This is a genomic window from Streptomyces sp. NPDC005004 (assembly GCF_053600675.1).
Genome location: NZ_JBSGAH010000004.1, coordinates 136,257 through 156,301 on the forward strand (window position 1 = coordinate 136,257; position 20,045 = coordinate 156,301).

General features: G+C 73.5%; 23 protein-coding genes. 13 read left to right on the forward strand and 10 right to left on the reverse strand.

Annotation, left to right across the window (positions count from 1 at the left end; genetic code table 11):
- Positions 1-95 precede the first annotated feature (95 nt).
- Complete coding sequence (locus ACWEEU_RS06765; protein ID WP_018548652.1) at positions 96-209, reverse strand: SapB/AmfS family lanthipeptide; 114 nt, start codon at positions 207-209, stop codon at positions 96-98.
- Positions 210-247: 38 nt separating this feature from the next.
- Positions 248-2,974, reverse strand: a complete 2,727-nt coding sequence (gene lanKC, locus ACWEEU_RS06770; protein WP_451729302.1) for a class III lanthionine synthetase LanKC — start codon at positions 2,972-2,974, stop codon at positions 248-250.
- Positions 2,975-3,193: 219 nt separating this feature from the next.
- Between lanKC and ACWEEU_RS06775 the strand changes: the two genes are divergently transcribed.
- Positions 3,194-5,629 carry an ATP-binding SpoIIE family protein phosphatase gene (locus ACWEEU_RS06775; RefSeq protein WP_451729305.1) on the forward strand — a complete coding sequence of 812 codons (2,436 nt, stop codon included), beginning with the start codon at positions 3,194-3,196 and terminating at the stop codon, positions 5,627-5,629.
- A gap of 55 nt (positions 5,630-5,684) precedes the next feature.
- Positions 5,685-5,951, forward strand: a complete 267-nt coding sequence (locus ACWEEU_RS06780; protein ID WP_385744936.1) for a hypothetical protein — start codon at positions 5,685-5,687, stop codon at positions 5,949-5,951.
- A gap of 75 nt (positions 5,952-6,026) precedes the next feature.
- Here the strand turns inward: ACWEEU_RS06780 and ACWEEU_RS06785 are convergent, their stop codons facing one another.
- Both ACWEEU_RS06785 and ACWEEU_RS06790 read right to left on the reverse strand, forming a co-directional pair.
- Positions 6,027-6,611, reverse strand: a complete 585-nt coding sequence (locus ACWEEU_RS06785; protein WP_385744934.1) for a hydrolase — start codon at positions 6,609-6,611, stop codon at positions 6,027-6,029.
- 120 nt (positions 6,612-6,731) lie between these two features.
- Positions 6,732-7,169, reverse strand: a complete 438-nt coding sequence (locus ACWEEU_RS06790) for a MarR family winged helix-turn-helix transcriptional regulator (protein ID WP_385744932.1) — start codon at positions 7,167-7,169, stop codon at positions 6,732-6,734.
- Positions 7,170-7,352: 183 nt separating this feature from the next.
- Here ACWEEU_RS06790 and ACWEEU_RS06795 point away from each other — a divergent pair, with 183 nt between their 5' ends.
- Positions 7,353-8,384 carry an alcohol dehydrogenase gene (locus ACWEEU_RS06795; protein WP_385744930.1) on the forward strand — a complete coding sequence of 344 codons (1,032 nt, stop codon included), beginning with the start codon at positions 7,353-7,355 and terminating at the stop codon, positions 8,382-8,384.
- A 279-nt stretch (positions 8,385-8,663) separates the two neighbouring features.
- Here ACWEEU_RS06795 and ACWEEU_RS06800 read toward each other — a convergent pair whose 3' ends face one another.
- Both ACWEEU_RS06800 and ACWEEU_RS06805 read right to left on the reverse strand, forming a co-directional pair.
- Positions 8,664-8,897 carry a hypothetical protein gene (locus tag ACWEEU_RS06800; protein WP_451729311.1) on the reverse strand — a complete coding sequence of 78 codons (234 nt, stop codon included), beginning with the start codon at positions 8,895-8,897 and terminating at the stop codon, positions 8,664-8,666.
- Positions 8,885-9,250 carry a nuclear transport factor 2 family protein gene (locus tag ACWEEU_RS06805; RefSeq protein WP_385744928.1) on the reverse strand — a complete coding sequence of 122 codons (366 nt, stop codon included), beginning with the start codon at positions 9,248-9,250 and terminating at the stop codon, positions 8,885-8,887. The genes ACWEEU_RS06800 and ACWEEU_RS06805 overlap by 13 nt, the downstream gene beginning before the upstream one ends.
- 172 nt (positions 9,251-9,422) lie before the next feature.
- Between ACWEEU_RS06805 and ACWEEU_RS06810 the strand changes: the two genes are divergently transcribed.
- The 6 genes from ACWEEU_RS06810 (at position 9,423) to ACWEEU_RS06835 (ending at position 13,592) form a co-directional block, all read left to right on the forward strand.
- Positions 9,423-9,728 (forward strand): hypothetical protein, encoded by a 306-nt coding sequence (locus tag ACWEEU_RS06810; protein ID WP_385744926.1) that lies wholly within the window; start codon positions 9,423-9,425, stop codon positions 9,726-9,728.
- A gap of 109 nt (positions 9,729-9,837) precedes the next feature.
- Positions 9,838-10,926 (forward strand): S-(hydroxymethyl)mycothiol dehydrogenase, encoded by a 1,089-nt coding sequence (locus tag ACWEEU_RS06815; RefSeq protein ID WP_385744924.1) that lies wholly within the window; start codon positions 9,838-9,840, stop codon positions 10,924-10,926.
- Entirely contained in the window at positions 10,926-11,555 is a 630-nt protein-coding gene (locus tag ACWEEU_RS06820) for an MBL fold metallo-hydrolase (protein ID WP_451729316.1), read from the forward strand. Before ACWEEU_RS06815 ends, ACWEEU_RS06820 begins: the two co-directional genes overlap by 1 nt.
- A gap of 104 nt (positions 11,556-11,659) precedes the next feature.
- The gene (locus ACWEEU_RS06825) at positions 11,660-12,448 is read left to right on the forward strand and encodes an SDR family NAD(P)-dependent oxidoreductase (RefSeq protein WP_451729319.1); all 789 of its coding nucleotides are present in this window, start codon (positions 11,660-11,662) and stop codon (positions 12,446-12,448) included.
- Positions 12,449-12,579: 131 nt separating this feature from the next.
- Positions 12,580-13,275: a L,D-transpeptidase family protein gene (locus ACWEEU_RS06830; RefSeq protein ID WP_451729322.1), complete on the forward strand. Its 696-nt coding sequence runs from the start codon at positions 12,580-12,582 to the stop codon at positions 13,273-13,275.
- 131 nt (positions 13,276-13,406) lie between these two features.
- Positions 13,407-13,592: a hypothetical protein gene (locus ACWEEU_RS06835; RefSeq protein WP_018548667.1), complete on the forward strand. Its 186-nt coding sequence runs from the start codon at positions 13,407-13,409 to the stop codon at positions 13,590-13,592.
- Between the two features lie 115 nt (positions 13,593-13,707).
- Here the strand turns inward: ACWEEU_RS06835 and ACWEEU_RS06840 are convergent, their stop codons facing one another.
- Positions 13,708-15,084 (reverse strand): alpha-lytic protease prodomain-containing protein, encoded by a 1,377-nt coding sequence (locus tag ACWEEU_RS06840; RefSeq protein WP_385744916.1) that lies wholly within the window; start codon positions 15,082-15,084, stop codon positions 13,708-13,710.
- A 196-nt stretch (positions 15,085-15,280) separates the two neighbouring features.
- The gene (locus ACWEEU_RS06845) at positions 15,281-16,111 is read right to left on the reverse strand and encodes an SAM-dependent methyltransferase (RefSeq protein ID WP_385744914.1); all 831 of its coding nucleotides are present in this window, start codon (positions 16,109-16,111) and stop codon (positions 15,281-15,283) included.
- A 191-nt stretch (positions 16,112-16,302) separates the two neighbouring features.
- On the opposite strand from ACWEEU_RS06845, the gene ACWEEU_RS06850 reads away from it, so the two are divergent.
- Positions 16,303-16,689 (forward strand): PPOX class F420-dependent oxidoreductase, encoded by a 387-nt coding sequence (locus tag ACWEEU_RS06850; RefSeq protein ID WP_385744912.1) that lies wholly within the window; start codon positions 16,303-16,305, stop codon positions 16,687-16,689.
- A 56-nt stretch (positions 16,690-16,745) separates the two neighbouring features.
- On the opposite strand, the gene ACWEEU_RS06855 is transcribed toward ACWEEU_RS06850, so the two are convergent.
- Positions 16,746-17,105: a Zn-ribbon domain-containing OB-fold protein gene (locus ACWEEU_RS06855; protein ID WP_385744910.1), complete on the reverse strand. Its 360-nt coding sequence runs from the start codon at positions 17,103-17,105 to the stop codon at positions 16,746-16,748.
- Here ACWEEU_RS06855 and ACWEEU_RS06860 point away from each other — a divergent pair.
- A complete protein-coding gene (locus tag ACWEEU_RS06860) occupies positions 17,104-17,307 on the forward strand; it encodes a hypothetical protein (RefSeq protein WP_451729329.1) in 204 nt (67 codons plus the stop codon). The two genes, ACWEEU_RS06855 and ACWEEU_RS06860, sit on opposite strands and share 2 nt — an antisense overlap.
- Before the next feature lie 122 nt (positions 17,308-17,429).
- On the opposite strand, the gene ACWEEU_RS06865 is transcribed toward ACWEEU_RS06860, so the two are convergent.
- The gene (locus tag ACWEEU_RS06865; RefSeq protein WP_385744906.1) at positions 17,430-18,149 is read right to left on the reverse strand and encodes a TetR family transcriptional regulator; all 720 of its coding nucleotides are present in this window, start codon (positions 18,147-18,149) and stop codon (positions 17,430-17,432) included.
- A gap of 200 nt (positions 18,150-18,349) precedes the next feature.
- Here ACWEEU_RS06865 and ACWEEU_RS06870 point away from each other — a divergent pair, with 200 nt between their 5' ends.
- Both ACWEEU_RS06870 and ACWEEU_RS06875 read left to right on the forward strand, forming a co-directional pair.
- The gene (locus ACWEEU_RS06870) at positions 18,350-19,216 is read left to right on the forward strand and encodes an ATP-grasp domain-containing protein (RefSeq protein WP_385744904.1); all 867 of its coding nucleotides are present in this window, start codon (positions 18,350-18,352) and stop codon (positions 19,214-19,216) included.
- A 76-nt stretch (positions 19,217-19,292) separates the two neighbouring features.
- Entirely contained in the window at positions 19,293-20,021 is a 729-nt protein-coding gene (locus ACWEEU_RS06875; protein WP_385744902.1) for a peptidoglycan-binding protein, read from the forward strand.
- Positions 20,022-20,045: the final 24 nt, after the last annotated feature.

The window sequence follows — 20,045 nt, forward strand, 5'->3', positions numbered from 1 at the left end:
GTCGGCGACCGGGGCGCCGCCGGGAACGGGAAGGCCCCGGACGCCCCCTCCCCGCGAGGGGAGAGGCCGCCCGGAGCCGAGTGGTGCCGGTCAGATCACAGGCAGAGCAGAACGCTGGCCGCCGAGACGCAGGACAGCAGGCTGACCGTGCTGGCGACGGTGAGGGTGTGGTCGTCGGACTCGAGAACCTGGAGGTCGAGCAGTGCCATGGTGGTGTCCTCTCCCTATTCATGGGGACGGGGTTGTGTCACGACTCCGGGTCGGAGCCGCGTGTGAGGGCCGCCTTCGGCGGCGGGAGGAAGGGCAGGTGGGCGCGCTCGCCCGAGCGCTCGCCCGAGCCGTCGCCCGCGTCCGTACCGGCGTCGAGCGCCGAGGCGAGGGCGAGCAGACAGCCTGCCGTTCCGGTGGCGAGGTCCATCGAGAGCCGCATCATCTGGTGCCCGGGGAAGGCGAGCTGGCCCTGGTAGGCCATCGCGAACCAGCCGAGCCCGTCGATCTGCCGCTCCAGCCGCTCCCGGGCGGCACCCGGCGCCGCACCGCGCGCCAGATGCAGCACCATGCCGGCGCGGCCCTGGAAGAGACCTGGTTGGGCGTAGAAGCGGGAGGTCGCGGCGGCGAGGATGCCCTCCCGGGCGCGTCGGAACTCCTCGGCCGCGCCCGCCGCGTGGGCGAGGAGGGCCTGTTCCCGGGTGCCGGGAGCCGCCGCGCGGGCGTGTGCGGCGAAGCCCTCGGCGCCCGTGTGCGCGAGATAGTCGTCCAGGACCAGTCCGATCCCGACGCTGCCGTCCCCGAGGTAGGGCAGCGTGCGCCAGCCCTCGTCGACCTCCAGGCCGCCGCTCGCCTTCTGGACGACACAGCAGGCCAGGTCGCGGCGGAGCGCCTCGGCCGCCGCCGCCGCCGCGCGGGGGTCGCCGGTCTCCTCGTACCGGCGCAGCAGGAACAGTGCCGGGCCGCTCGCGCCGCGCATCAGTCCCGCCCGCCGCCGCGGCGTCTCGGGGACCGGCTCGGCCAGCCGTCGCACCAGGATGTCGGCGGCCTCGGCGGCGTGTTCCGCCAGCGCCTTCTCGCCGGTGGTGGCCGCGAGCCGGCCGAGGACCAGGCCGAGCCCGGCCAGGCCGCCGTGCAGATCGGAGGACAGGTTGCGCCAGTTCTCGCGCAGGATGCCGTCGATCAGCTCCAGCGCCCGCCGCCGATGCCCCAGCTGGTCGAGGACCAGGGCGACGCCCGCGAGTCCGTCGTACAGGCCGAGCGGTGTGCCGGGCGGTGGGGGCGCGGTGTGCCGGAGCAGCCAGCGCTCACCCTCCTCGTACCGGTCGGCCCCGCAGGCGGCGAGGGCGTACAGCACCCCGGCCGCGCCGTGCGCGAGGCCGAGCCCGCCGCCGTCGGCGAACTGGGCGATGTCGCCCGGGAAGAGCCGGTCGGAGCGCTCGGGGGTCGCGGAGGCGAGGAGCGCCTTGACCATCGAGTCCCGGCTGTGCGGCCAGTCGCCGGGCCGCACCAGCGGGGTGGCCGGACGGGCCTCGCCGCCCCGGGTGTCGCGGGTGATCTCGGCGACCGCCTCGTCCAGGAAGGCGCGCGGCACGTCCGGGAACTGTTCCGCGATCACCTCCGCCAGATGCGCGGCCTTGCCCCGGTCCACCACGAACAGCGAGGTCACCGGCAGGAACAGGGCGATCCGCAGACAGGCGAGGGCATAGCGGTCCACGTCCTTGCCCCGGCGGTCCGGCGGGGCGAAGAAGCCGGGGTGGGCGACCGTCTGGCGGCCGTTCTCCGCGGCCGGGGCCGCCGCCTCGAAGTCGATGAGGTGGACCGTCTCCTCGTCCGGCGCGACCATGATGTTGAAGACGTGCAGGTCGTTGAAGACGAGCCCGCGCTCGTGCACCGCCGCGACCGCCCGCTCCACCGCCGCGTGCACCCTGAGCGCCCAGGCCGTGTACGCGGCGGTCTTCGCCGGATCGGGATCGGGTATCAGCAGGGGATGGCGCTCGGCGAAGAAGGAGTTGAGCGGGCGGCCCTCCAGGAACTCCATGACCAGGAACCGGTGTTCGCCGAGGGTGAGCCAGTCGCGCACCTCGGGCACCACCCCGGTCCCGGCGACCCGCTCCAGCGCGTCCTTCTCCCGCTCCAGGCGGGTCACCGCGTCCGCGCCGTCGGCCGCCAGCCCCGCGTGCGGCCGGGCCTCCTTCAGCACCACCCGGCTGCCGTCCCGCACGTCCGAACCGGCGTACACCCCGCCGCCGTTGGAGAAGTGCAGCGCCTTCTCGATCCGGTACGGCAGCTCGCCCACCGTCGTGGTGTTGCGGGCCTCCAGATGGGGGCGCAGGAACTCCGGCAGCGTGACCCACTCGGGCACCTGGAAGGAGGGGTCGCGCCGGTCCGGCACGAGACCGCCCTCGCCGTCGGCCACCGCGAGCACCAGCGTGCCGCGCTCGTCGACGACGTACCGGCGGGCGAACGCGCCGTAGCGGACATAGAGCGGGCCCGCGCCCCAGCGCAGGTCGGTCAGGATGTACGGACCCTCGACGCCGTCGAGCAGCACACCCAACTCAGTGAGTATTCGGTGCAGTTGCTCCTCGTCGGCCGGGTAGACGGTGACGAACTTGCCGCTGGTGTCGCGGCCCGCGTACTTCGCGTTGCGCAAGTGCAGCAGATGCGGACCGGGCACGAACTTGAACGGGATGCGGCGCGGCACGCAGTAGTCCCACACGATCTCCGCGACCCGGCCGGCGTTCGCGGCCGTCGCCGAGGAGTGGATCTTCCAGCCCTGGGCCGGTCCCGGCTCCGGCGCGCCGTCCTCGCCGAGCGGGGTCAGCGTCAGCCAGTCCCCGGAGCGGGCCGCGTGCCAGCCGTCCGGCACCGGGCGCCGCGCCGCCGCGTACTGCGGTGCCGGCTCGCCCGTCTCCGCCGAGAGCCGGTCGGGCGTGTCGTAGAAGTGTCCATCGGCGAGCGCGTACACCTCGTACCGCTTGTCCATGGCCTTGTCGCCCCTCCCGCCCCTGCCTTCGCCGTTCCGGTGGTCCCGGTCGGCACGAGAAGACACTCTCAGGAGTCGAACGGTCGCGGACAGTCGTACAAGTCATCAGATCGTCGTGCGGAACGCACAGGTAAAGATGTGTTCGGACGGCTACGCGTGGAATGCTCGTACCACTTGGGACGTGCACGGGGGCTGCGCGGACGCCCCGCAAGCGCTGTAATGGCGAACGTGGCGAGCGAGGGTGCTGCGGTACGCAGATCGAGAACCGAGCGTGCCGAGCATGTCCTCGCCACGCTCATGGCCATGCCGTCCACGGACCGGCCCCGCCGGGTCCTGGAACAGGCGCTGGTCCTGGCGGGGGCCACGTACGCGGGGATCTACGTTCCCGGCGACGACCCCGCGACACTCCGGCTCGTGGAGTCCGCGGGCCTCCCCCGCACGCGGTACGGACTGCGCGACGAGTGCCCGGCCACGGCGCACTCGCCCGTCGCCCAGGCCCACCGCACGGGACGGCCGAGCTGGTCGGGCCCGGGCGAACCACCCGCCCCGGACGCCGACTTCGCGCTCGCCGCGCTGCCGCTCGGGGCGCCCGGCAGCGGCTGCCTGGTCGCCGTCACCGAACAGCCCGGCGGCTTCGGCGCCGACGACCGTGCCTGCCTTGAGCTGCTCGCCGGGGCGGTCACCGCGCCGGTACCGGTGCCGCCCGCCCCGCCCCGCGAGCCGGCCGGCGACGCGTTCCGCCTCGCCATGGACACCGGCCGGGTCGAGGTCGGCGACGACATCCTGCGGCTCTTCGGCCTCTCCCGCGAGGCGTTCGACGGCAAGGTCGAGACGCTGCTCGGCCGCACGGTGCCGGAGGACCTGCCCGCGCTGATGTCCGTCGTCGAGGCCGACCACATGCCCGTCGGCGACCGCGAACTGGAGTTCCGCGCCCTCCAGCCCTCCGGCGCGCCCCGCTGGCTGCGGCTGCGCGGCCGGCTGCTGCCCGGCACCGGGGGACACCCGGCCCGGCTCGTCGGCACCGTCGCCGACGCCTCCGCCTTCCGCTCCGACGTCACCGACGTGGCCCGCGTCCAGCGCCTGGCCGCCGCCCTCGCCACCGCGGGCACCGTCAAGGACGTCGGCCAGGCCGTCGTCGCCGCCCTGCGCGCACCCCTGCGCGCCGACCGCATCGCGCTTGCCGAACTGGAGAACGACCGCCTCGTCGTCACCGTCCTCGACCCGCCCGAACCCGCCGCCTGGCCCGAACTCTGGCGCGCCGAATGGCGCGGCGAGTGGCCCGACGCCCCCGTGCGTGCCATGCCCGCCCTCGCCTCCGCCCTGCGCAAGGGCCGCGCCCGCATATGGCCCGCGGGCTCCCGCCTGGAACCCGGCCTCGCCGGAGTGGGACCCGGCGGTCTCGCCGTGCTCCCGCTGCCCGCCGGGGGCCGCACCGCCGGGGTCTGCCTGATCGGCTGGGACCGGCCGCACGAGTTCGGACCCGACGAACGCGCCCTGCTCACCGCCTGCGCGGGCCTGACCGGCCAGGCCCTGCTGCGCGCCCACGCCTTCGACGCCGAGCACGAACTCGTCGGGATGCTCCAGCGCACCCTCCTGCCCCGCCGCCTGCCCCGCCTCCCCGGCGCCGAGGCCGTCGCCCGCTACCTCCCCGCCACCGCCGGTCTGGAGGTCGGCGGCGACTGGTACGACGTGATCCCGCTCGCCGACAACCACGTGGCCCTCGTCATCGGCGACGTCCAGGGCCACAACGCGGGCGCCGCCACTCTCATGGGCCAGCTCCGGACCGCCCTGCGCGCCTACGCCGCCGAGGGCCACCCACCGGACGTGGTCGTCGCCCTCGCCAACCGGCTGCTCCTCGACATGGAGACCGACCTCTTCGCCACCTGCGCCTACGTCGACGTCGACATGGAGAGCGGCTCCGCGCTGTGCGTGCGCGCCGGGCATCCGCAGCCGGTGCTGCGCCACCCGGACGGCAGCACCGAGATCGTGAACGCCGAGGGCGGACCGCCCCTCGGGGTGCTGGTCCAGGCCGAGTTCCCGATGACCCCGCTGCGGCTGAGACCCGGCACCGTCCTCGCGCTCACCACCGACGGCCTGGTGGAGTCCGCCGACTCCGACCTCGACCGGGGCATGACCCGGCTCGCCCACGATCTCGCCGCCGTCGACCCCGCCGACCTCGGCGCCGCCGCCGACGCCCTGCTCGGCGGCGCCCACCGGGGCGACGACGTGGCCCTGCTGCTCACCCGCTACGACGGCATGGCCGTACGCCCGCTGCGCGAGAGCTGGAGCGTGTGGCGGGTCCCCGAGGCGGTCCGGCACGCGCGCCGCTTCACCCGGCGCGTGCTGCGCGGCTGGGACGTGCCCGAGGACACCCTGGACGCGGCCCTGCTGATCGTCTCCGAGCTGGTCACCAACGCCCTCGTGCACACCGAGGGGCAGGTCCGCCTCGACCTCGGCCTGGTCGGCCGGCGCCTGCGTGTCGCGGTCGCCGACGCCTCCCCGCGCGGCCCCCTCAAGCCCACCAGCGTCGGCTGGGAGGCCACCGGCGGCCGGGGCGTCCTGCTGGTCGAGGCGGTCTCCTCGACCTGGGGCACCGTGCCGGTCAGCGGCGGCAAGCAGGTGTGGGCCGACCTGGTGACGGACGGGAACACCTGAGCGGTCCGGCCCGTTCGAGTGGCGCGTTCGCCGCGTGAGCCTAGGGTCGGTTGGTGTGGCTCACACCTTCGAAGAACTCGTGCAGAAACAGCGTGCGGCCGACGCCGCCCACGCCACCGTGACGGGCCTGCGCGACACCTACGGCCCGCCCGCCGAGCGCGGGATGACCGGCGCCCAGTCCGGCACCTACGAGACCGCCCTGCGCGCCTGGCGCGACCTGGCCCGCGACGTCCAGACCGCGGTCAGCGAGTACGCCCGCGAGACCGGCCGCCCGCGCGCCGAGGTCGAGGCCGAGGTCGAACGGGCGGCGGCCGGGGACTGACCCGGCGTGGGGCGTCGTACGCGCGCGCCCGGCCACCGGCGTGGTTCACCGGGGGCCGGGCACGACGTCGTGCCGTCAGGCGTGGGTCTTGGCCAGCAGCTCCAGGATCTCCGCCGTGGTGCCGCTCTCGCCGAGGCGCGGGAAGACGCGCTCGACGCTGTTGGCGTGTGCCGCCGCGTCCGCGTCGGCCATGGCGTCGGTGGCCAGGGTGACGTTGTAGCCCGCCGCGTAGGCGTCACGGGCGGTGGACTCCACGCCGATGCTGGTCGCGATGCCGGTCAGCACGATCTGCGTGATGCCCCGGCGGCGGAGCTGCACGTCCAGGTCGGTGCCGAACAGCGCGCTCCAGTTGTGCTTGGTGACCAGGATGTCGCCGTCGTGACCGGAGAGTTCGTCCACGATGACGTCCCAGCCCTCGGGGAAGGAAAGGCCGCGCGGCTGCCGCTCGGTGCGGCCGGGCACCGCGTCCGCGCCGTCGGCGGCGAAGGAGACCCGGACCAGCACCACCGGTAGCTCACGGGCGCGGAAGGCGTCCGCGAGCTCCACGGAGCGGGCCACCACGTCGGCGGCGGCGTACGGCTGGGTCTGCATCCCCACGATGCCGCGCTGGAGGTCGATCACGACGAGGGCGGTACGGGGGTCGAGCGTGGTGACGGACATGAGGTGATCAGACCTTTCGGGGGGTGAGCCGGCCGTGCGAACGGTCCGGCGGGGTCGTCGCCGGCGGACCGGCGAGCGTGAACGGGGCCGGGTGGTACGGCCCGACGGGGGTGTTTGGCGTCACGGGCGCGAGAGCCGTTCCAGCAGGGTCAGTGCCGTGAGCACGGTCTGCCGCTCCTCCTCGGAGAACCGGTCCTCCAGGGCGCGCGCCAGCCACTCCTCGCGCACCTGCCGGTTGCCCTCCACCCGCGCCTGCCCCGACTCGGTCAGGGTGACCAGCTGACGGCGGCCGTCGGCCGGGTCCGGCGTACGGCGGATCAGCCCGTGCTGGTCGAGCGCGGCCAGCGTGGCCGCCATCGACTGCGGCCGTACGCCCTCGGCGGCGGCCAGCGCGCTCGCGGTGGCCGCGCCGTGCTTGCCGACCAGGGAGAGCGCCGACTCCTGCGGCGGGGTGAGATCGGAGTCCCGCGCGACCTCGCGGATACGGCGCCGGAGCCTGCTGAACATCACGCGCAGTTCGCGCGCGGCCAGGGCGGCGGAGTCCGAGATGTGGGCCATGCCGCCACCGTAGACACCGGCAGGGTGAACTGTCCAGCTCGAACTGTTCAGTTTTACCTGTGCAAAACGGCGATGGGCCGTGTCATGCCCGGGATGACCCCGCTCGGCGCGCGTGATCCCGGGCGAACTGGTCTGCTGGAACGGCAGGGCTCCCCACCCCCGAGCCGTACCCCGGAGACACGCATGAGCACGTATCGAGTCGCGCAGGTCACCGCCCCCGGCGGGACGTTCGAGCTGGTGGAGCGGGAGGTGCCGCACCCCGGCCCCGGCCAGGTGCGGGTCGCCGTGGAGGCGTGCGGCATCTGCCACAGCGACGCCCTGTTCGTGGACGCCGCCGCGCCCGGCATCACCTTCCCCGAGGTACCGGGCCACGAGATCGCCGGGCGGATCGAGGAGCTGGGCGAGGGCACCCTCGGCCGGGGCTGGAACGTCGGCGACCGGGTGGCGGTCGGCTGGTTCGGCGGCAGTTGCGGCTACTGCACGCCCTGCCGCCGGGGCGACTTCATCGTGTGCGTCCGCCTGAAGGTGCCCGGCTGGGCCTACGACGGCGGTTTCGCGGAGAAGGTGGTCGTACCCGTCGACGCGCTGGCCCGCATCCCCGACGGCCTCGACGCCACCGCCGCCGGACCCATGGCCTGCGCGGGCGTGACCACCTTCAACGGGCTGCGGCGCAGCGCCGCCCGCGCCGGCGACCAGGTCGCCGTCCTCGGCCTCGGCGGGCTCGGCCACCTCGGCGTGCAGTTCGCCGCAGCGATGGGCTTCGAGACCGTGGCCATCGCGCGAGGTCCCGAAAAGGCGGGATTCGCCAAGGAGTTGGGCGCACACCACTACATCGACAGCACGTCGGGCACCCCGGTCGCCGAAGCGCTGCAGAACCTCGGCGGCGCCAAGGTCGTCCTCGCCACCGCCGGGAGTTCCGCCGCCATGTCCGCCACGGTGGACGGTCTCACGCCGCGCGGCGAACTCATCGTCATCGGGGTCACGCCCGATCCGCTGGACATCACCCCGCTCCAGCTCATCAGCGGTGGCCGCGACGTCAAGGGCCACCCCTCCGGCACCTCCCAGGACGTGCAGGACACCATGAACTTCGCCGCCCTGCACGGCATCCGCCCCATGACCGAGGTCGTCCCGCTGGACGACGTGGAGGCGGCGTACCAGAAGATGCTGGCCGGGCGGGCGCGGTTCCGCATGGTGCTGGAGACCGCGGGCGCCTGAGCGAGGGCGTCCGGCGGGGGCGACCACGTGGTTCGGCGGCGCCGGGCGGGGTGGCCGGGTCCCCGGCCGGCCGACGGGTGCCCGGCTGCCCGACCGGGCTCGGCCGCGCGGGGTGAGCGATGGGCGGAGCCCGGCGGAATGGACGGGCGTGCCGTCCGGCGGGGCGACGGGGATCGGGCGGGTCGCCGGCGTCGGCCGAGCGGCGCGTTCGCGGACGTTCGAGCGCGGCGGGCGCCCACTGGGCGGCCGGACTGTGCCGCAGCGGCGTGCCGGTGCGGGTCAGCCGGTACGGCGTCGCCGCCCCGGCCGGTGCCGGGCCGCGTACCTGGCCGCGTGGCCCGCCGTGCGCAGCGCCGAGCGCAGTACGCCGGCCGACGCCCGCGCGGCGGAGACGTGGACCGGCCCGGTCGCTTCGTGGGGCGGGCGGGGGCCGTAGGACGCGCGTGCCGAGAACGACCACGACAGGCGGGAGCCGATCCGGGCGTGCGCGCCCCGCGTGCCTAGTCGTCCCATGCCTGGATCAGGATCTGCTCGGAGATCCTGCCGTCCCGCAGGGTGATCATCGACTCGGCGTATACCCGGTCGCCGTTGGCGTACTCGCAGGACTCGGTGAACGCCGCGTGGTCGCCGTCGATGACGCACTGGCCGAGCCGGTGGATCATGTCGCGGCTGTAGATGTCGTCGAGCATCTCCCGGATCTCGTTCCGCCCGCGCAGCACCTTGGGGTGGCTCGGCTGGGCGTCGCGGTCGATGACGCGTATCTCCGCGTCGTCCTCGTACAGGTTCAGAAGCGAGTCCCCTGTGTCGGACTCGATGCTCTCGCGCAGGGTGTCGGTGGTGAACGCGGGGTTCTTCGTGCTGCCCATGGTGGCCTCCTTCGGACGTCGGCGGCCCGGCGGGGAGCGGGACCGCACGGGTCCACGTTTCGAGGCTCCCCCGCCCCGGCGGTCACGGCAAGCGCAGACGACGCGCTCCACCTGTCGGGTGAGGAGCGGGCGGTGCCCGTGTCCGGTGCGGGGCGCACGCGTTGCAGAGGGCATGATCTCAACACGACGTATCGTCGCCGCGGTCGGTCTCGCCGTCGGCGTCACGGGACTTGCCGCGCCGCTCGCGAGCGCGGCCGACGCGAGCGCCGCGGGCACCGGGCAGATCAACCCGATGACCACGCTGGACAACCTCGCCGTCAGCGACATCCCCGCCGAGCACCGCGCCGAGGTCCCCGGCGTCGGCGAGCAGCTCCGCGGCCTGAACCAGCTCAGCGACATGAACCGCCTGAACGAACTCCACCAGCTGACCGACCTGGCCGCCCCGGCGCTGGGCGTCCTTCCCGCGCTCGGCGGCTGACCGTACGACCGACGCTCTCCGGACCGGGCCTTTTCAAGGCCCGGTCCGGCGTATGTCCGTGGCGTAGGGTCGGCAGCGAAGGTACGTACAAGGGAAGAGGGGCCAGGTCATGGCGCAGGAAGTACGCGGCGTAGTCGCACCGGGGAAGGACCAGCCGGTGCGCGTCGAGACGATCGTGATCCCCGATCCCGGGCCCGGCGAAGCCGTCGTACGCATCCAGGCCTGCGGGGTCTGTCACACCGATCTGCACTACAAACAGGGCGGCATCAACGACGACTTCCCCTTCCTGCTGGGCCACGAGGCCGCGGGTGTGGTCGAGTCGGTCGGCGAGGGTGTCACCGAGGTGGCACCGGGTGATTTCGTCGTCCTCAACTGGCGTGCGGTGTGCGGGACGTGCCGGGCCTGCCGGCGCGGGCGCCCGTGGTACTGCTTCAACACCCACAACGCCGAGCAGAAGATGACGCTCGCCTCCACCGGTCAGGAGCTGACCCCGGCCCTGGGTATCGGCGCCTTCGCGGAGAAGACGCTCGTCGCCGCCGGACAGTGCACCAAGGTGGACCCGGCCGTCTCCCCGGCGGTCGCCGGACTGCTCGGCTGCGGTGTGATGGCGGGCATCGGCGCCGCGATCAACACGGGCAACGTGGGCCGGGGCGACTCCGTCGCCGTCATCGGCTGCGGCGGCGTGGGCGACGCGGCCATCGCGGGTGCGCGCCTTGCCGGGGCGGCGAAGATCATCGCCGTGGACATCGACGACCGCAAGCTGGCCAAGGCCCGCGAACTCGGCGCCACCGACACCGTCAACTCCCGTGAGACCGACCCGGTCGAGGCGATCCGCGGACTGACCGGCGGCTTCGGCGCCGACGTGGTGATCGAGGCGGTCGGCCGCCCCGAGACCTACCAGCAGGCTTTCTACGCACGCGACTTGGCGGGCACGGTCGTCCTCGTCGGTGTCCCCACCCCCGAGATGAAGCTCGAACTGCCGCTGCTCGACGTGTTCGGCCGCGGCGGCGCCCTCAAGTCGTCCTGGTACGGCGACTGTCTGCCCTCGCGCGACTTCCCGATGCTCATCGACCTGCACCTCCAGGGGCGGCTGCCGCTGGACGCGTTCGTCACCGAGACGATCCAGATCGACGAGGTGGAGAAGGCGTTCGAGCGGATGCACGAGGGTGACGTGCTGCGTTCGGTGGTGGTGCTCTGATGACCGCCCGCATCGAACGCCTCGTCACCTCCGGCCAGTTCACCCTCGACGGCGGCACCTGGGACGTCGAGAACAACGTCTGGATCGTCGGCGACGACCACGAGGCCATCGTGATCGACCCGGCCCACGACGCCGAGGCCATCGCCCGCGCGGTCGGCGACCGCCGCCTGACCGCCATCATCTGCACCCACGCGCACAACGACCACGTCAACGCGGCCCCCGCCCTCGCGGACCTCACCGGCGCCGTCATCTGGCTGCACCCGGACGACCTGCCGCTGTGGAAGCTCACCCACCCCGACCGCGACCCCGACGCCCACCTCGCGGACGGCCTGGTCATGGAGGCCGCCGGAGCCGACCTCACCGTCCTGCACACTCCGGGCCACGCCCCCGGCGCCGTCTGCCTCTACGACCCCGGCCTCGGCACCGTCTTCACCGGCGACACCCTCTTCCAGGGCGGCCCCGGCGCCACCGGCCGCTCCTACTCCCACTTCCCGGCGATCATCGACTCCATCCGGGACAAGCTCCTCACCCTCCCCCCGGAGACCAAGGTCCTCACCGGCCACGGCGAGCCGACGACCATCGGCGCGGAGGCTCCCCACCTGGAGGAGTGGATCGCACGCGGGCACTGATCCCGCCAAGGCGCGGACAGGGGCGGCCGGTTGCGCGACCGGCCGCCCCTTCTTCGTGCGTACGGCATCTGTCGCGCCGCGCCCCGCTGCCCTACCGTCGCCCCATGACCGATCCAACTCGTTTCGCGGGCCAGGGAGTTCTCGTCACCGGTGCCGCCCGGGGCATCGGGGCCGCCGTCGCACGGCGGATCGCCGAGGAGGGCGGGCGGGTTCTGGTCACCGACCGGGACGGCGACGAGGCCGGGCGGACGGCGGCGGGACTGCGGGAAAAGGGGCTGGACGCACGGGCGTCGGAGTGCGACGTGGGGGAGCGGGCGTCGGTCGAGGCCGCTGTCGCTTACGCCGTGGACGCGTTCGGGGCGTTGGACGTACTGGTGAACTGTGCCGCTCGGTCGTCGCCGGACCCGGAGCTGTTCGAGGACGGTGACGACGAGGTGTGGGAGCGGGACCTCGATGTCACGCTGAGCGGGGTGTACCGGTGCTGCCGGGCCGCGTTGCCGCATCTGGCCGCCTCCGGGCGCGGAGCGGTCGTGAGTATCGGGTCGGTCAACGGGCTGCAGGACTTCGGGGGGCACGCCTACAGCGCCGCCAAGGCGGGGCTGGCGTCGCTCACCCGGACGCTCGCCGGGCACGCGGCCGCCCGCGGGGTGCGGGTGAACCTCGTCGTGCCGGGGACGGTGCGCACCTCGGCCTGGGAGGGGCGCGAGGAGGACCTGGCGGCGGTGCGGGGGCTCTATCCGCTCGGCCGGATCGGGGAACCGGAGGACATCGCCGCGGCCGTGGCGTTCCTCGCCTCGCGCGACGCCGCCTGGATCACCGGTACCGCCCTCGTGGTGGACGGCGGACTCACCGCCGTGCACACCGGGTTCCACGCGGCACTGCACGGACGATGACCGACAGGCGATGAAGTTCACCGTTTCGTCACAGCATGACCGGAACCACAACCGTCCGTCCCGGGTGCGGGTCTAGTAGGCGACGGATGCCGCGGGGCAGCCGACGTGGAAGAGGGGAAGGGGTCAGGGACATGGGGGACACACGCAGACGAGGAGCCGCCCTGCTCGGCGTCACCGCGCTGGCGGCGCCGCTGGCGCTCGTCGTCACCGCCGCACCGGCGCAGGCCGCGAGCTGCAGCACGAAGGCGGGGCCGTACCAGAAGCAGGTGGAGAAGTTCCTCGGGCGGCCGGTCGACGGCAAGCAGTCCAGCGCCGACTGCTCGGCCATCCGCGCCTTCCAGAGCAAGCACGGCATCACCCCCACCATCGGCTACGCGGGCCCGGTGACCTGGGGAGTGATGGACCTCATGAACAAGCAGAAGGCCGTGGGGAAGAACCCCGACAAGGCCGGCAAGTGCCCGGTGAACAAGGGCCGCATCGCCTGTGTGAACCTCACGCTCCAACTGAGCTGGGTCCAGGACGGCAAGAAGCTGGTCTACGGCCCGGTGCCCGTGCGCACCGGCCGTGATCACTACGAGACCCGCACCGGTCTGAAGAAGATCTACTGGCGGGACATCGACCACGTCTCCAACATCTACGACGTGCCGATGCCCTACAGCCAGTTCTTCGACGGCGGCCAGGCCTTCCACTCCGTCGGCCTGAGCATGTGGAACCCGCCGGGCTCCCACGGCTGTGTGAACATGACCACGAAGGACGCCCAGAAGTACTGGTCGCTGCTCAAGAACGGCGACGACGTGTTCGTGTACGGCCGCAAGCCGGGCACCTGAGACGCGGGAGCGGGGGCGCACCGCGCCCCCGAACTCCGGCCGCGTCACGGCCCATTGACGTGATGAGTAACACGGTCCGATATGTCCGCATCGAGTACACTTGCTCACGCCGTCTTCACGGAGACCGGCATATGCTTCACACCATGTCCACCACTGCTGACACCGCCTGCCAGCGGTCGGCCGCGGAGGTCAACGAGGAGATCCGGGCCCTGTGGCGCCGCTCGGGCGGGATACTGACCACCGAGCAGCGCGCGGAGTACCAGCGCCTCGTCCTGGAGTGGGCCTCCGCGACACCGCAGCCGCGCCGCCCGTCCTGAACCGGCCGCCGCGCGACCATCGCCGTACCCGTTCGCCGTCCGGTCGTGACCGTACGGGCGCGGCGAGGGACCGATTTCGTCGATCGACCTCTCCGCCTCCCGTGCTCGTCCCGGATCACCCCCAGGTCGCCGAGTAGTACCGCTGGTAGGCCCGCCGCTCCTGCTCCGAGCGGATGTAGCGGGCCGCGATCAGGGCGATCAGGCTGCCGGCCATGATGAGCAGGCCGGGACCCACGTTCCGGGTGTCCGTGAGGCGCGCCAGCAGCGTGCGGCCCTCCGTGATTCCGCTCACCGGGGCAGAGGAACCGGGCGCGGCCGCGCTCGGGGCGACGGTGCTCTGCGGGGTGGGAGTCGGCGCGGACGACGGGTTCTGCGCTGCCCCGGCCTTACCGCCGGAGGTGATCAGGCGCACGTTCAGCGCCTGCATCGCCTTGGTCAGCGGCTGGAAGAACGTCGTGCCGCCCGACGTGCAGTCGCCGCTGCCGCCCGAGGTGACCCCCAGCGCCACCCCCTCCGAGAAGAGCGGGCCGCCGCTGTCGCCCGGTTCGGCGCACACGTTCGTCTCGATCAGCCCGGTGACGGTGCCCTCGGGGTAGTTCACGGTGGCGTTGAGCGCGGTCACCTGCCCGTCGTGCAGCCCGCTGGTGCTGCCGCTGCGGAACACCCGCTGTCCCACCGTGGCGTCGGCAGCCCCGGTGATGCGCACGCCCTTGCCGTCGCCGACCGCGACCACGTCGGCCCCCGGCCCGGCCTTGCCGGAGTCGTACTGCACGAGGGAGAAGTCGGCGCCGGGGAAGTTGCTCTTCACCGTCGCGCCGAGCTGCTGGTCGGCCTGGTTGTCGGCGAACCAGATGGAGCCGGTGGGGCCGCAGTGGCCTGCCGTGAGGATGAAGTCCCGTTGCCCGTCGGTCACGTTGAACCCCGCCGAACAGCGGCCGCTCGTGGAGAGGATCGGCTGCGCGCCGTTCAGCCGCGTGGTGAACGTGCCCTTCGACCGCTCCATGGCGACGAAGTCCCCGATGCGCGAGGCGACTTTGGTCATCCTGGTCCAGTCGCCGGACGACACCGTGCTGTCCGCCTGCACCACGACCCGGTTGGTGCGGTAGTCCACCGACCAGGCGGTGCCCGCCACCCGCGGAGCCGAACGCAGCGTCGCCGTGGCCGACTTCAGCTCGTTCATGCTGTGGCCCACCATCTTGGGCTCGGCACCCGCCTGGCGTACCTCCTTGGCGGCCTTGGCGTCGGTCACCGCGACGACCGGCCGCCCGTCGGCGCCGATCCAGCTTCCCGCGGAGCGCGCCGTGCCCAGCTTCGCCGTCAGCGCGGTGCCCGTCACTCCGGCGGTGCCCGCCGTGCTCAGCGGGGTCGCGGGGGACTGCGGCGTCTCGCTCGCCATGGCCGCCTGTGTCACCATCGCGCCCCCCAGAAGGAGTCCGCCGACGGCCGCCAGCCGTGTCACTCGCCGGACGACCCGCCGTCGTGCGTGCCTCATGCCAGACTCCCGAAACCCCGAGCGCGCGATACCCCTGCCGGGCACCACGGGGCCCTCCGGTCGATGAGCGCCCGCCCCTGAGTACGTGGTGCGGGGCGGGCGCGTTCAGCGACCGCGGCCATCTTCCGAAGGGTTTCGCGGATTCCGTTTTCCCGGGCCTCTCCCTTACCGGCCGGGGGAGTTGGGGTGGGCCGGATCAGTTCTTGCGGGCCACCCCGCCGAACATCGCGACCTCCTCCGGTTCCGCTCCCTCACCCGGCTCCGGGCGCCAGCGCGAGCAGGAGACGACGCCGGGCTCCAGCAGTTCGAGACCGTCGAAGAAACGGGTCACGTTCTCGGGCGTGCGCTGGGTGAGCTTCGGCGTCCCGTGCTCGTTCCAGAACGCGACCGCCTCGTCCACGTCGGGCATCGACGGGCTGGTGATGGTGTGCGAGAGCACGAGGTGGCTCCCGGCGGGCAGCCGGTCGGTCAACTGCCGTACCAAACCGTAGGGGTCCTCGTCGTCGCCGATGAAGATGACCACGCCGAGCAGGATCAGTGCCACGGGCTCGCTGAAGTCCAGTGTCTTCGCCGCGTGTTCGAAGATCGCGTCGATGTTGCGCAGATCCTCGTCGAGGTAGTCGGTACGGCCCTCTGGGGTGCTGGTGAGCAGGGCGCGCGCGTGGGCGAGGACCAGCGGGTCGTTGTCGACGTAGACGATCCGGGCGTCCGGCACGAGCCGCTGGGCCACCTCGTGCGTGTTGTCGGCGGTGGGCAGCCCGGTGCCGATGTCCAGGAACTGCCGGATGCCCGCCTCCTGCACGAGGTGGCGTACGGCGCGGCCGAGGAAGAGCCGGTCGGCGCGGGCGTACTCCCCGATGCCCGGGTGGAGTTGGCGGATCTGGTCGCCGGCCGCGCGGTCCACCTCGTAGTTGTCCTTGCCGCCGAGCCAGTAGTTCCAGATCCGCGCGGTGTGCGGCTGGCCGGTGTCGATACGGGCGCGCAGCGACTCGGCGACGTCGTGGGCGGCGGCCGGGTTGTCGGTCACGGGGCTCAGCTCCTGGGGGCCTCGGGGGAGTGGTGCCTTGAGCGGTGCACGGGTCAAGACGCAATCTAGACGCAGGAGTTGACCGCCGCCGCTGGACCGGCGTATTCCGCCGCCGGTTCCGCGCGGGCTCGGGTCCCGGCTCCGGGCCCCGTCGTGCTGCCGGGTGCCAGGGCGCCTCCTAGACTGCGGACATGGACGACACGCTCCCGGCCCGGCTCGGTGCGGGCAAGTACCTGCTGGTGACCAGCTACCGCAAGGACGGCACGCCGGTGCCCACCCCGGTCTGGGTGGTGCGCGACGGCGACGCCCTCGGAGTGTGGACGGCCGCGGACAGCTGGAAGGTCAAGCGCATCCGCCGCCGCGCCGATGTGCTGGTGGGTCCCTGCGACCTGCGCGGCAACGCGACCGGCGAGCCGGTTCCCGCCACCGCCGAGATCGCCGACGCGGACACCACGGCCCGCTACCGCTCCCTGATCGCCCGCAAGTACGGAGTCGTCGGCCGCCTCACCCTGCTGGGCAGCAAGCTGCGCCGGGGCGTGGAGGGCACGGTCGGCATCCGGATCACGCTCAAGGACTGAGCACGCTCAAGGACTGAGCCGGCCGGTGGCCGAGCCGCCGAAGGGACCGCCGCGGCTCAGCTCCAGGCCCGGTACGCCTCGTCGACGAGCTGGAAGACCGGTTCGCCCCGCACCGGGTCCTTGGCCGTGGACAGCCGCACCCGGTCCCCGCTGTGGATGCCGATGGCCGGACCCATGACCCGGCCGCGCACCACGAACCCCTCCGCCATCTCGACCAGCGACACATTGCGCGCCATCGGGGTGTTGCGGTGCACCACCGTGGAGTGGCGGACCGTGCCGACGCCCTGGCTGCGCTCGGTGCGCAGATCGCTGCCCTGACACACCGGGCACAGCAGCCGGTGGTACATCGCCGTGCCGCACCAGGCGCAGCGCTGGAAGGTGAGGGCGTCCCTGTCCTCGGCGGTCCGCGTGGGCATGGCGGACCCGGTGGACGCGGACGTGACGGTGGCGGTGGGGGGCGGGGCGGGCACGGTCCCGGCGCCGGACGCCGTCGAGGCGGACCGGGGTTCGAGTACACCCGCCGTCGAGCCGCCCACCGGGTGCGTGGCGCTTGCTGAGTGGTGGTACACGCTGGTCAACTCCCTGCGCTGGGCCGGAAATCCCGAACGCGCGGCGTGAACCGCGCACACGTGTGCCCGGTCGTCGTGCCACCGTGCACACCGCCAGCGTATGGCACTCAGTGTCAGCCGTAAAGGCACTCCGTACCCTCAATCTGTTGCGGGGGCCGCACGGTTGCCCTGTCAGGGGCGTCCCAGCGCCGCCTCGAACTCCCGCACCACGCGCCACAGCGGGGCGTCGCGCCGGGCGACGACCACCACCACGTCCTCGCCCCCGGCGGGGGCGGCGCGGGCCACGGCGCCGTCGGCCGGTTCCGCGAACGCCGCCCGCACGCACCCCAGCGCGTGGTCCACGGCCGCGTCGGCGTCGCCCGCGCCGTCCGAACGCAGCCAGGAGCGCAGGGCGTTGTTGTGCGCCGCGACCACCGCTGCCGCGATCACGTCCGCGCGCAGCATGCCGTCGGGCCGTCCCGCGTACCGCTCCCGCAGATATCCGGCGAGCGCCCGCTCGTAGCGCCGGACCACCGACAGCTCGTACGCGCGCAGCCCCGGGACCTGCTTGGTGAGCCGGTAACGGCGCACCGAGAAGGCCGGGTTCTCCGCGTACATCCGCAGCACCAGGCGGGCCGCGTCGCACACCCGCTCCACCGGGTCCCCGGTGCCGTCGCCCGCCGCGAGGAACGCGGTCATCTCGGCGAGGCAGCGCTCGTGGTCGGGGAAGACCACGTCCTCCTTGGAGGGGAAGTAGCGGAAGAACGAGCGCCGTCCGACCCCGGCCAGCGCCACGATGTCGTCCACGGTGGTGCGGTCGTACCCCCGCTCCAGGAAGAGCCGGAAGGCGGCCTCGACCAGGGCGTCACGCATCGGCGGCTTCGCGGCCGGGTCCGCGCTGCTGGTGCTCATGAGCGGGAAAGTAGCACCCCACCGCCCGACGTGGCACTCGGTGCAACGCGAGCCCGCCCGCGAGGGAACCGAGTGCTGTGCGGCAGCACCAGGGCGCGCATCTCCACGTGATCACCCCAGGGCCCGCCGCTCATCGGCCCCCGCCTGCGGCGTAACCTTTCTCCGCCCTGTCGCCACCTGCCCGCCCGAGGAGAACCCCCATGCGCCGCCCCCGCCTGCTCTACGTCACCGATCTGGCGTTTCCGGCCCGTGGGCGCCGCTACGGCGACGAGGACGTGTTCCTCACCTCCCGGCTGCGCGCCCACTTCGACCTGGCCCTGTGTCACCCGCTGGACGCGGCGGCCCTGATGGACGACTTCGACGCGGTGGTGGTGCGCAACTCCGGACCGGTGCTCGGCTATCTGGCCGCGTACGAGAAGTTCCGGGCGCACGCGCTGGAGACCGGGGCCCGGGTGTACAACCCGCTCACCGGCAGGGCGGACATGGCGGGCAAGGGCTATCTGATCGAGCTGACGGTGGCGGGTCATCCGGTCATCCCCACCGTCGACCGCGCCGAGGACCTGGACCGGCTGCCCCGGGCCGACCGCTACGTGGTCAAGCCGCGCCTCGGCGCCGACTCCCTCGGCCTGCGCGTGGTGCCCGCGAGCCGGGTCGCCGAGGCGCCCGTCGCCGATGGCAGCGTCCTGGTGCAGCCGCACGTCGACTTCACCCACGAGATCTCCTTCTACTTCGTGGACGACGACTTCGCGTACGCCCTCTACGCCCCCGACCCCCGCCACCGCTGGGAGCTGAAGCCCTACGCCGCCACCGCCGCCGACCTCGAGTTCGCGCGCCGCTTCATCGACTGGAACGCCCTCGGCCACGGCATCCAGCGCGTCGACGCCTGCCGCACCCTCGCCGGCGACCTCCTCCTGGTCGAGCTGGAGGACCTCAACCCCTACCTCTCCCTGGACGCGCTGGCCGAGGACGACCGTGAAGCCTTCGTGGCCACGCTGACGTCCTCCCTGAACCGCTTCGCGCAGGGCGTGTCGAGCCCGGTCCGCCCCCGTGGCGGCGCCCGCCCCTGAACGGCCGTGCCCCGCGCTCCGTATCCCCCGTCGGGACCGCGCACTCCCGGACCCGAGGGACGGAAAGGAGAGCAGCGTGCCGACACCCCCCGATCCCGAACCGCCGCGCCCCGGGCGGATCGTGGAGCCCGTCCGTGTCGTACGGGCCCGCCGTCAGGACGCGCTCGCGGAGCTGATGCGCGAGCTGCTGCCGCAGGACGGCCCAGGACCGCGCGAGGCCGCCGGTACGCCGGCGCCCGAGCCCTGCGGCACACCACCACCGGCGCCACCGCCGTCGCCGCTGCCCGCGCCCGCCGGAGCCGAGGACGACACCCAGGAGCTGCCCCCCGTCCCCGAGACGTCCCCGGCGCGACCGCGGCGGGCCGGGCGCCGGTCCGTCGCGGCGCTGGCCCTCGGCCTCGCCGCGCTGACCGGCTTCGGCTGTGCCCTGCTGCTGCCCGCCCGGCAGAGTGCCACCGCCGCCGCGCGGCCCCCGCACTCGGCCGCCCCTCGCCCGGTGACCATCACCCCGGCCACCACCGAGCCCGCCGCCCCGGCCGCACCCGCCGCCCCTGCCGCGTCCGCCACCGCCGACCCCGACGGCCCCGGCACCCTGCGCCAGGGCGACTCCGGACCCGAGGTCACCGAACTGCGCGAGCGCCTGCTGCGCATCCCCGACGTGTTCCGGGACGGCTCCGCGACCGGCGGCTACGACGCCGTGCTCGCCGCCGCCGTCGCCCGCTTCCAGGTCTGGTACGGCATCAGCGGCGACGAGCGCGGCGTCTACGGCGACGACACGCGCCGCGCGCTCGAGTCGCGTACGTGAGCGGCCCGGTGGGTCGCGTACGTG

Coding starts and splice junctions, on each gene's coding strand:
- ACWEEU_RS06855 (WP_385744910.1), bottom strand. CDS start 17,105: ATGCCCACGCGGACCGCCGAGGACAGGGACGCCCTCACCTTCCAGCGC.
- ACWEEU_RS06810 (WP_385744926.1), top strand. CDS start 9,423: ATGATCTCAACACGACGTATCGTCGCCGCGGTCGGTCTCGCCGTCGGC.
- ACWEEU_RS06865 (WP_385744906.1), bottom strand. CDS start 18,149: ATGAGCACCAGCAGCGCGGACCCGGCCGCGAAGCCGCCGATGCGTGAC.
- ACWEEU_RS06775 (WP_451729305.1), top strand. CDS start 3,194: ATGGCGAACGTGGCGAGCGAGGGTGCTGCGGTACGCAGATCGAGAACC.
- ACWEEU_RS06785 (WP_385744934.1), bottom strand. CDS start 6,611: ATGTCCGTCACCACGCTCGACCCCCGTACCGCCCTCGTCGTGATCGAC.
- ACWEEU_RS06765 (WP_018548652.1), bottom strand. CDS start 209: ATGGCACTGCTCGACCTCCAGGTTCTCGAGTCCGACGACCACACCCTC.
- ACWEEU_RS06870 (WP_385744904.1), top strand. CDS start 18,350: ATGCGCCGCCCCCGCCTGCTCTACGTCACCGATCTGGCGTTTCCGGCC.
- ACWEEU_RS06790 (WP_385744932.1), bottom strand. CDS start 7,169: ATGGCCCACATCTCGGACTCCGCCGCCCTGGCCGCGCGCGAACTGCGC.
- ACWEEU_RS06840 (WP_385744916.1), bottom strand. CDS start 15,084: ATGAGGCACGCACGACGGCGGGTCGTCCGGCGAGTGACACGGCTGGCG.
- ACWEEU_RS06835 (WP_018548667.1), top strand. CDS start 13,407: ATGCTTCACACCATGTCCACCACTGCTGACACCGCCTGCCAGCGGTCG.
- lanKC (WP_451729302.1), bottom strand. CDS start 2,974: ATGGACAAGCGGTACGAGGTGTACGCGCTCGCCGATGGACACTTCTAC.
- ACWEEU_RS06850 (WP_385744912.1), top strand. CDS start 16,303: ATGGACGACACGCTCCCGGCCCGGCTCGGTGCGGGCAAGTACCTGCTG.
- ACWEEU_RS06830 (WP_451729322.1), top strand. CDS start 12,580: ATGGGGGACACACGCAGACGAGGAGCCGCCCTGCTCGGCGTCACCGCG.
- ACWEEU_RS06795 (WP_385744930.1), top strand. CDS start 7,353: ATGAGCACGTATCGAGTCGCGCAGGTCACCGCCCCCGGCGGGACGTTC.
- ACWEEU_RS06805 (WP_385744928.1), bottom strand. CDS start 9,250: ATGGGCAGCACGAAGAACCCCGCGTTCACCACCGACACCCTGCGCGAG.
- ACWEEU_RS06815 (WP_385744924.1), top strand. CDS start 9,838: ATGGCGCAGGAAGTACGCGGCGTAGTCGCACCGGGGAAGGACCAGCCG.
- ACWEEU_RS06825 (WP_451729319.1), top strand. CDS start 11,660: ATGACCGATCCAACTCGTTTCGCGGGCCAGGGAGTTCTCGTCACCGGT.
- ACWEEU_RS06860 (WP_451729329.1), top strand. CDS start 17,104: ATGGCGGACCCGGTGGACGCGGACGTGACGGTGGCGGTGGGGGGCGGG.
- ACWEEU_RS06800 (WP_451729311.1), bottom strand. CDS start 8,897: ATGGGACGACTAGGCACGCGGGGCGCGCACGCCCGGATCGGCTCCCGC.
- ACWEEU_RS06820 (WP_451729316.1), top strand. CDS start 10,926: ATGACCGCCCGCATCGAACGCCTCGTCACCTCCGGCCAGTTCACCCTC.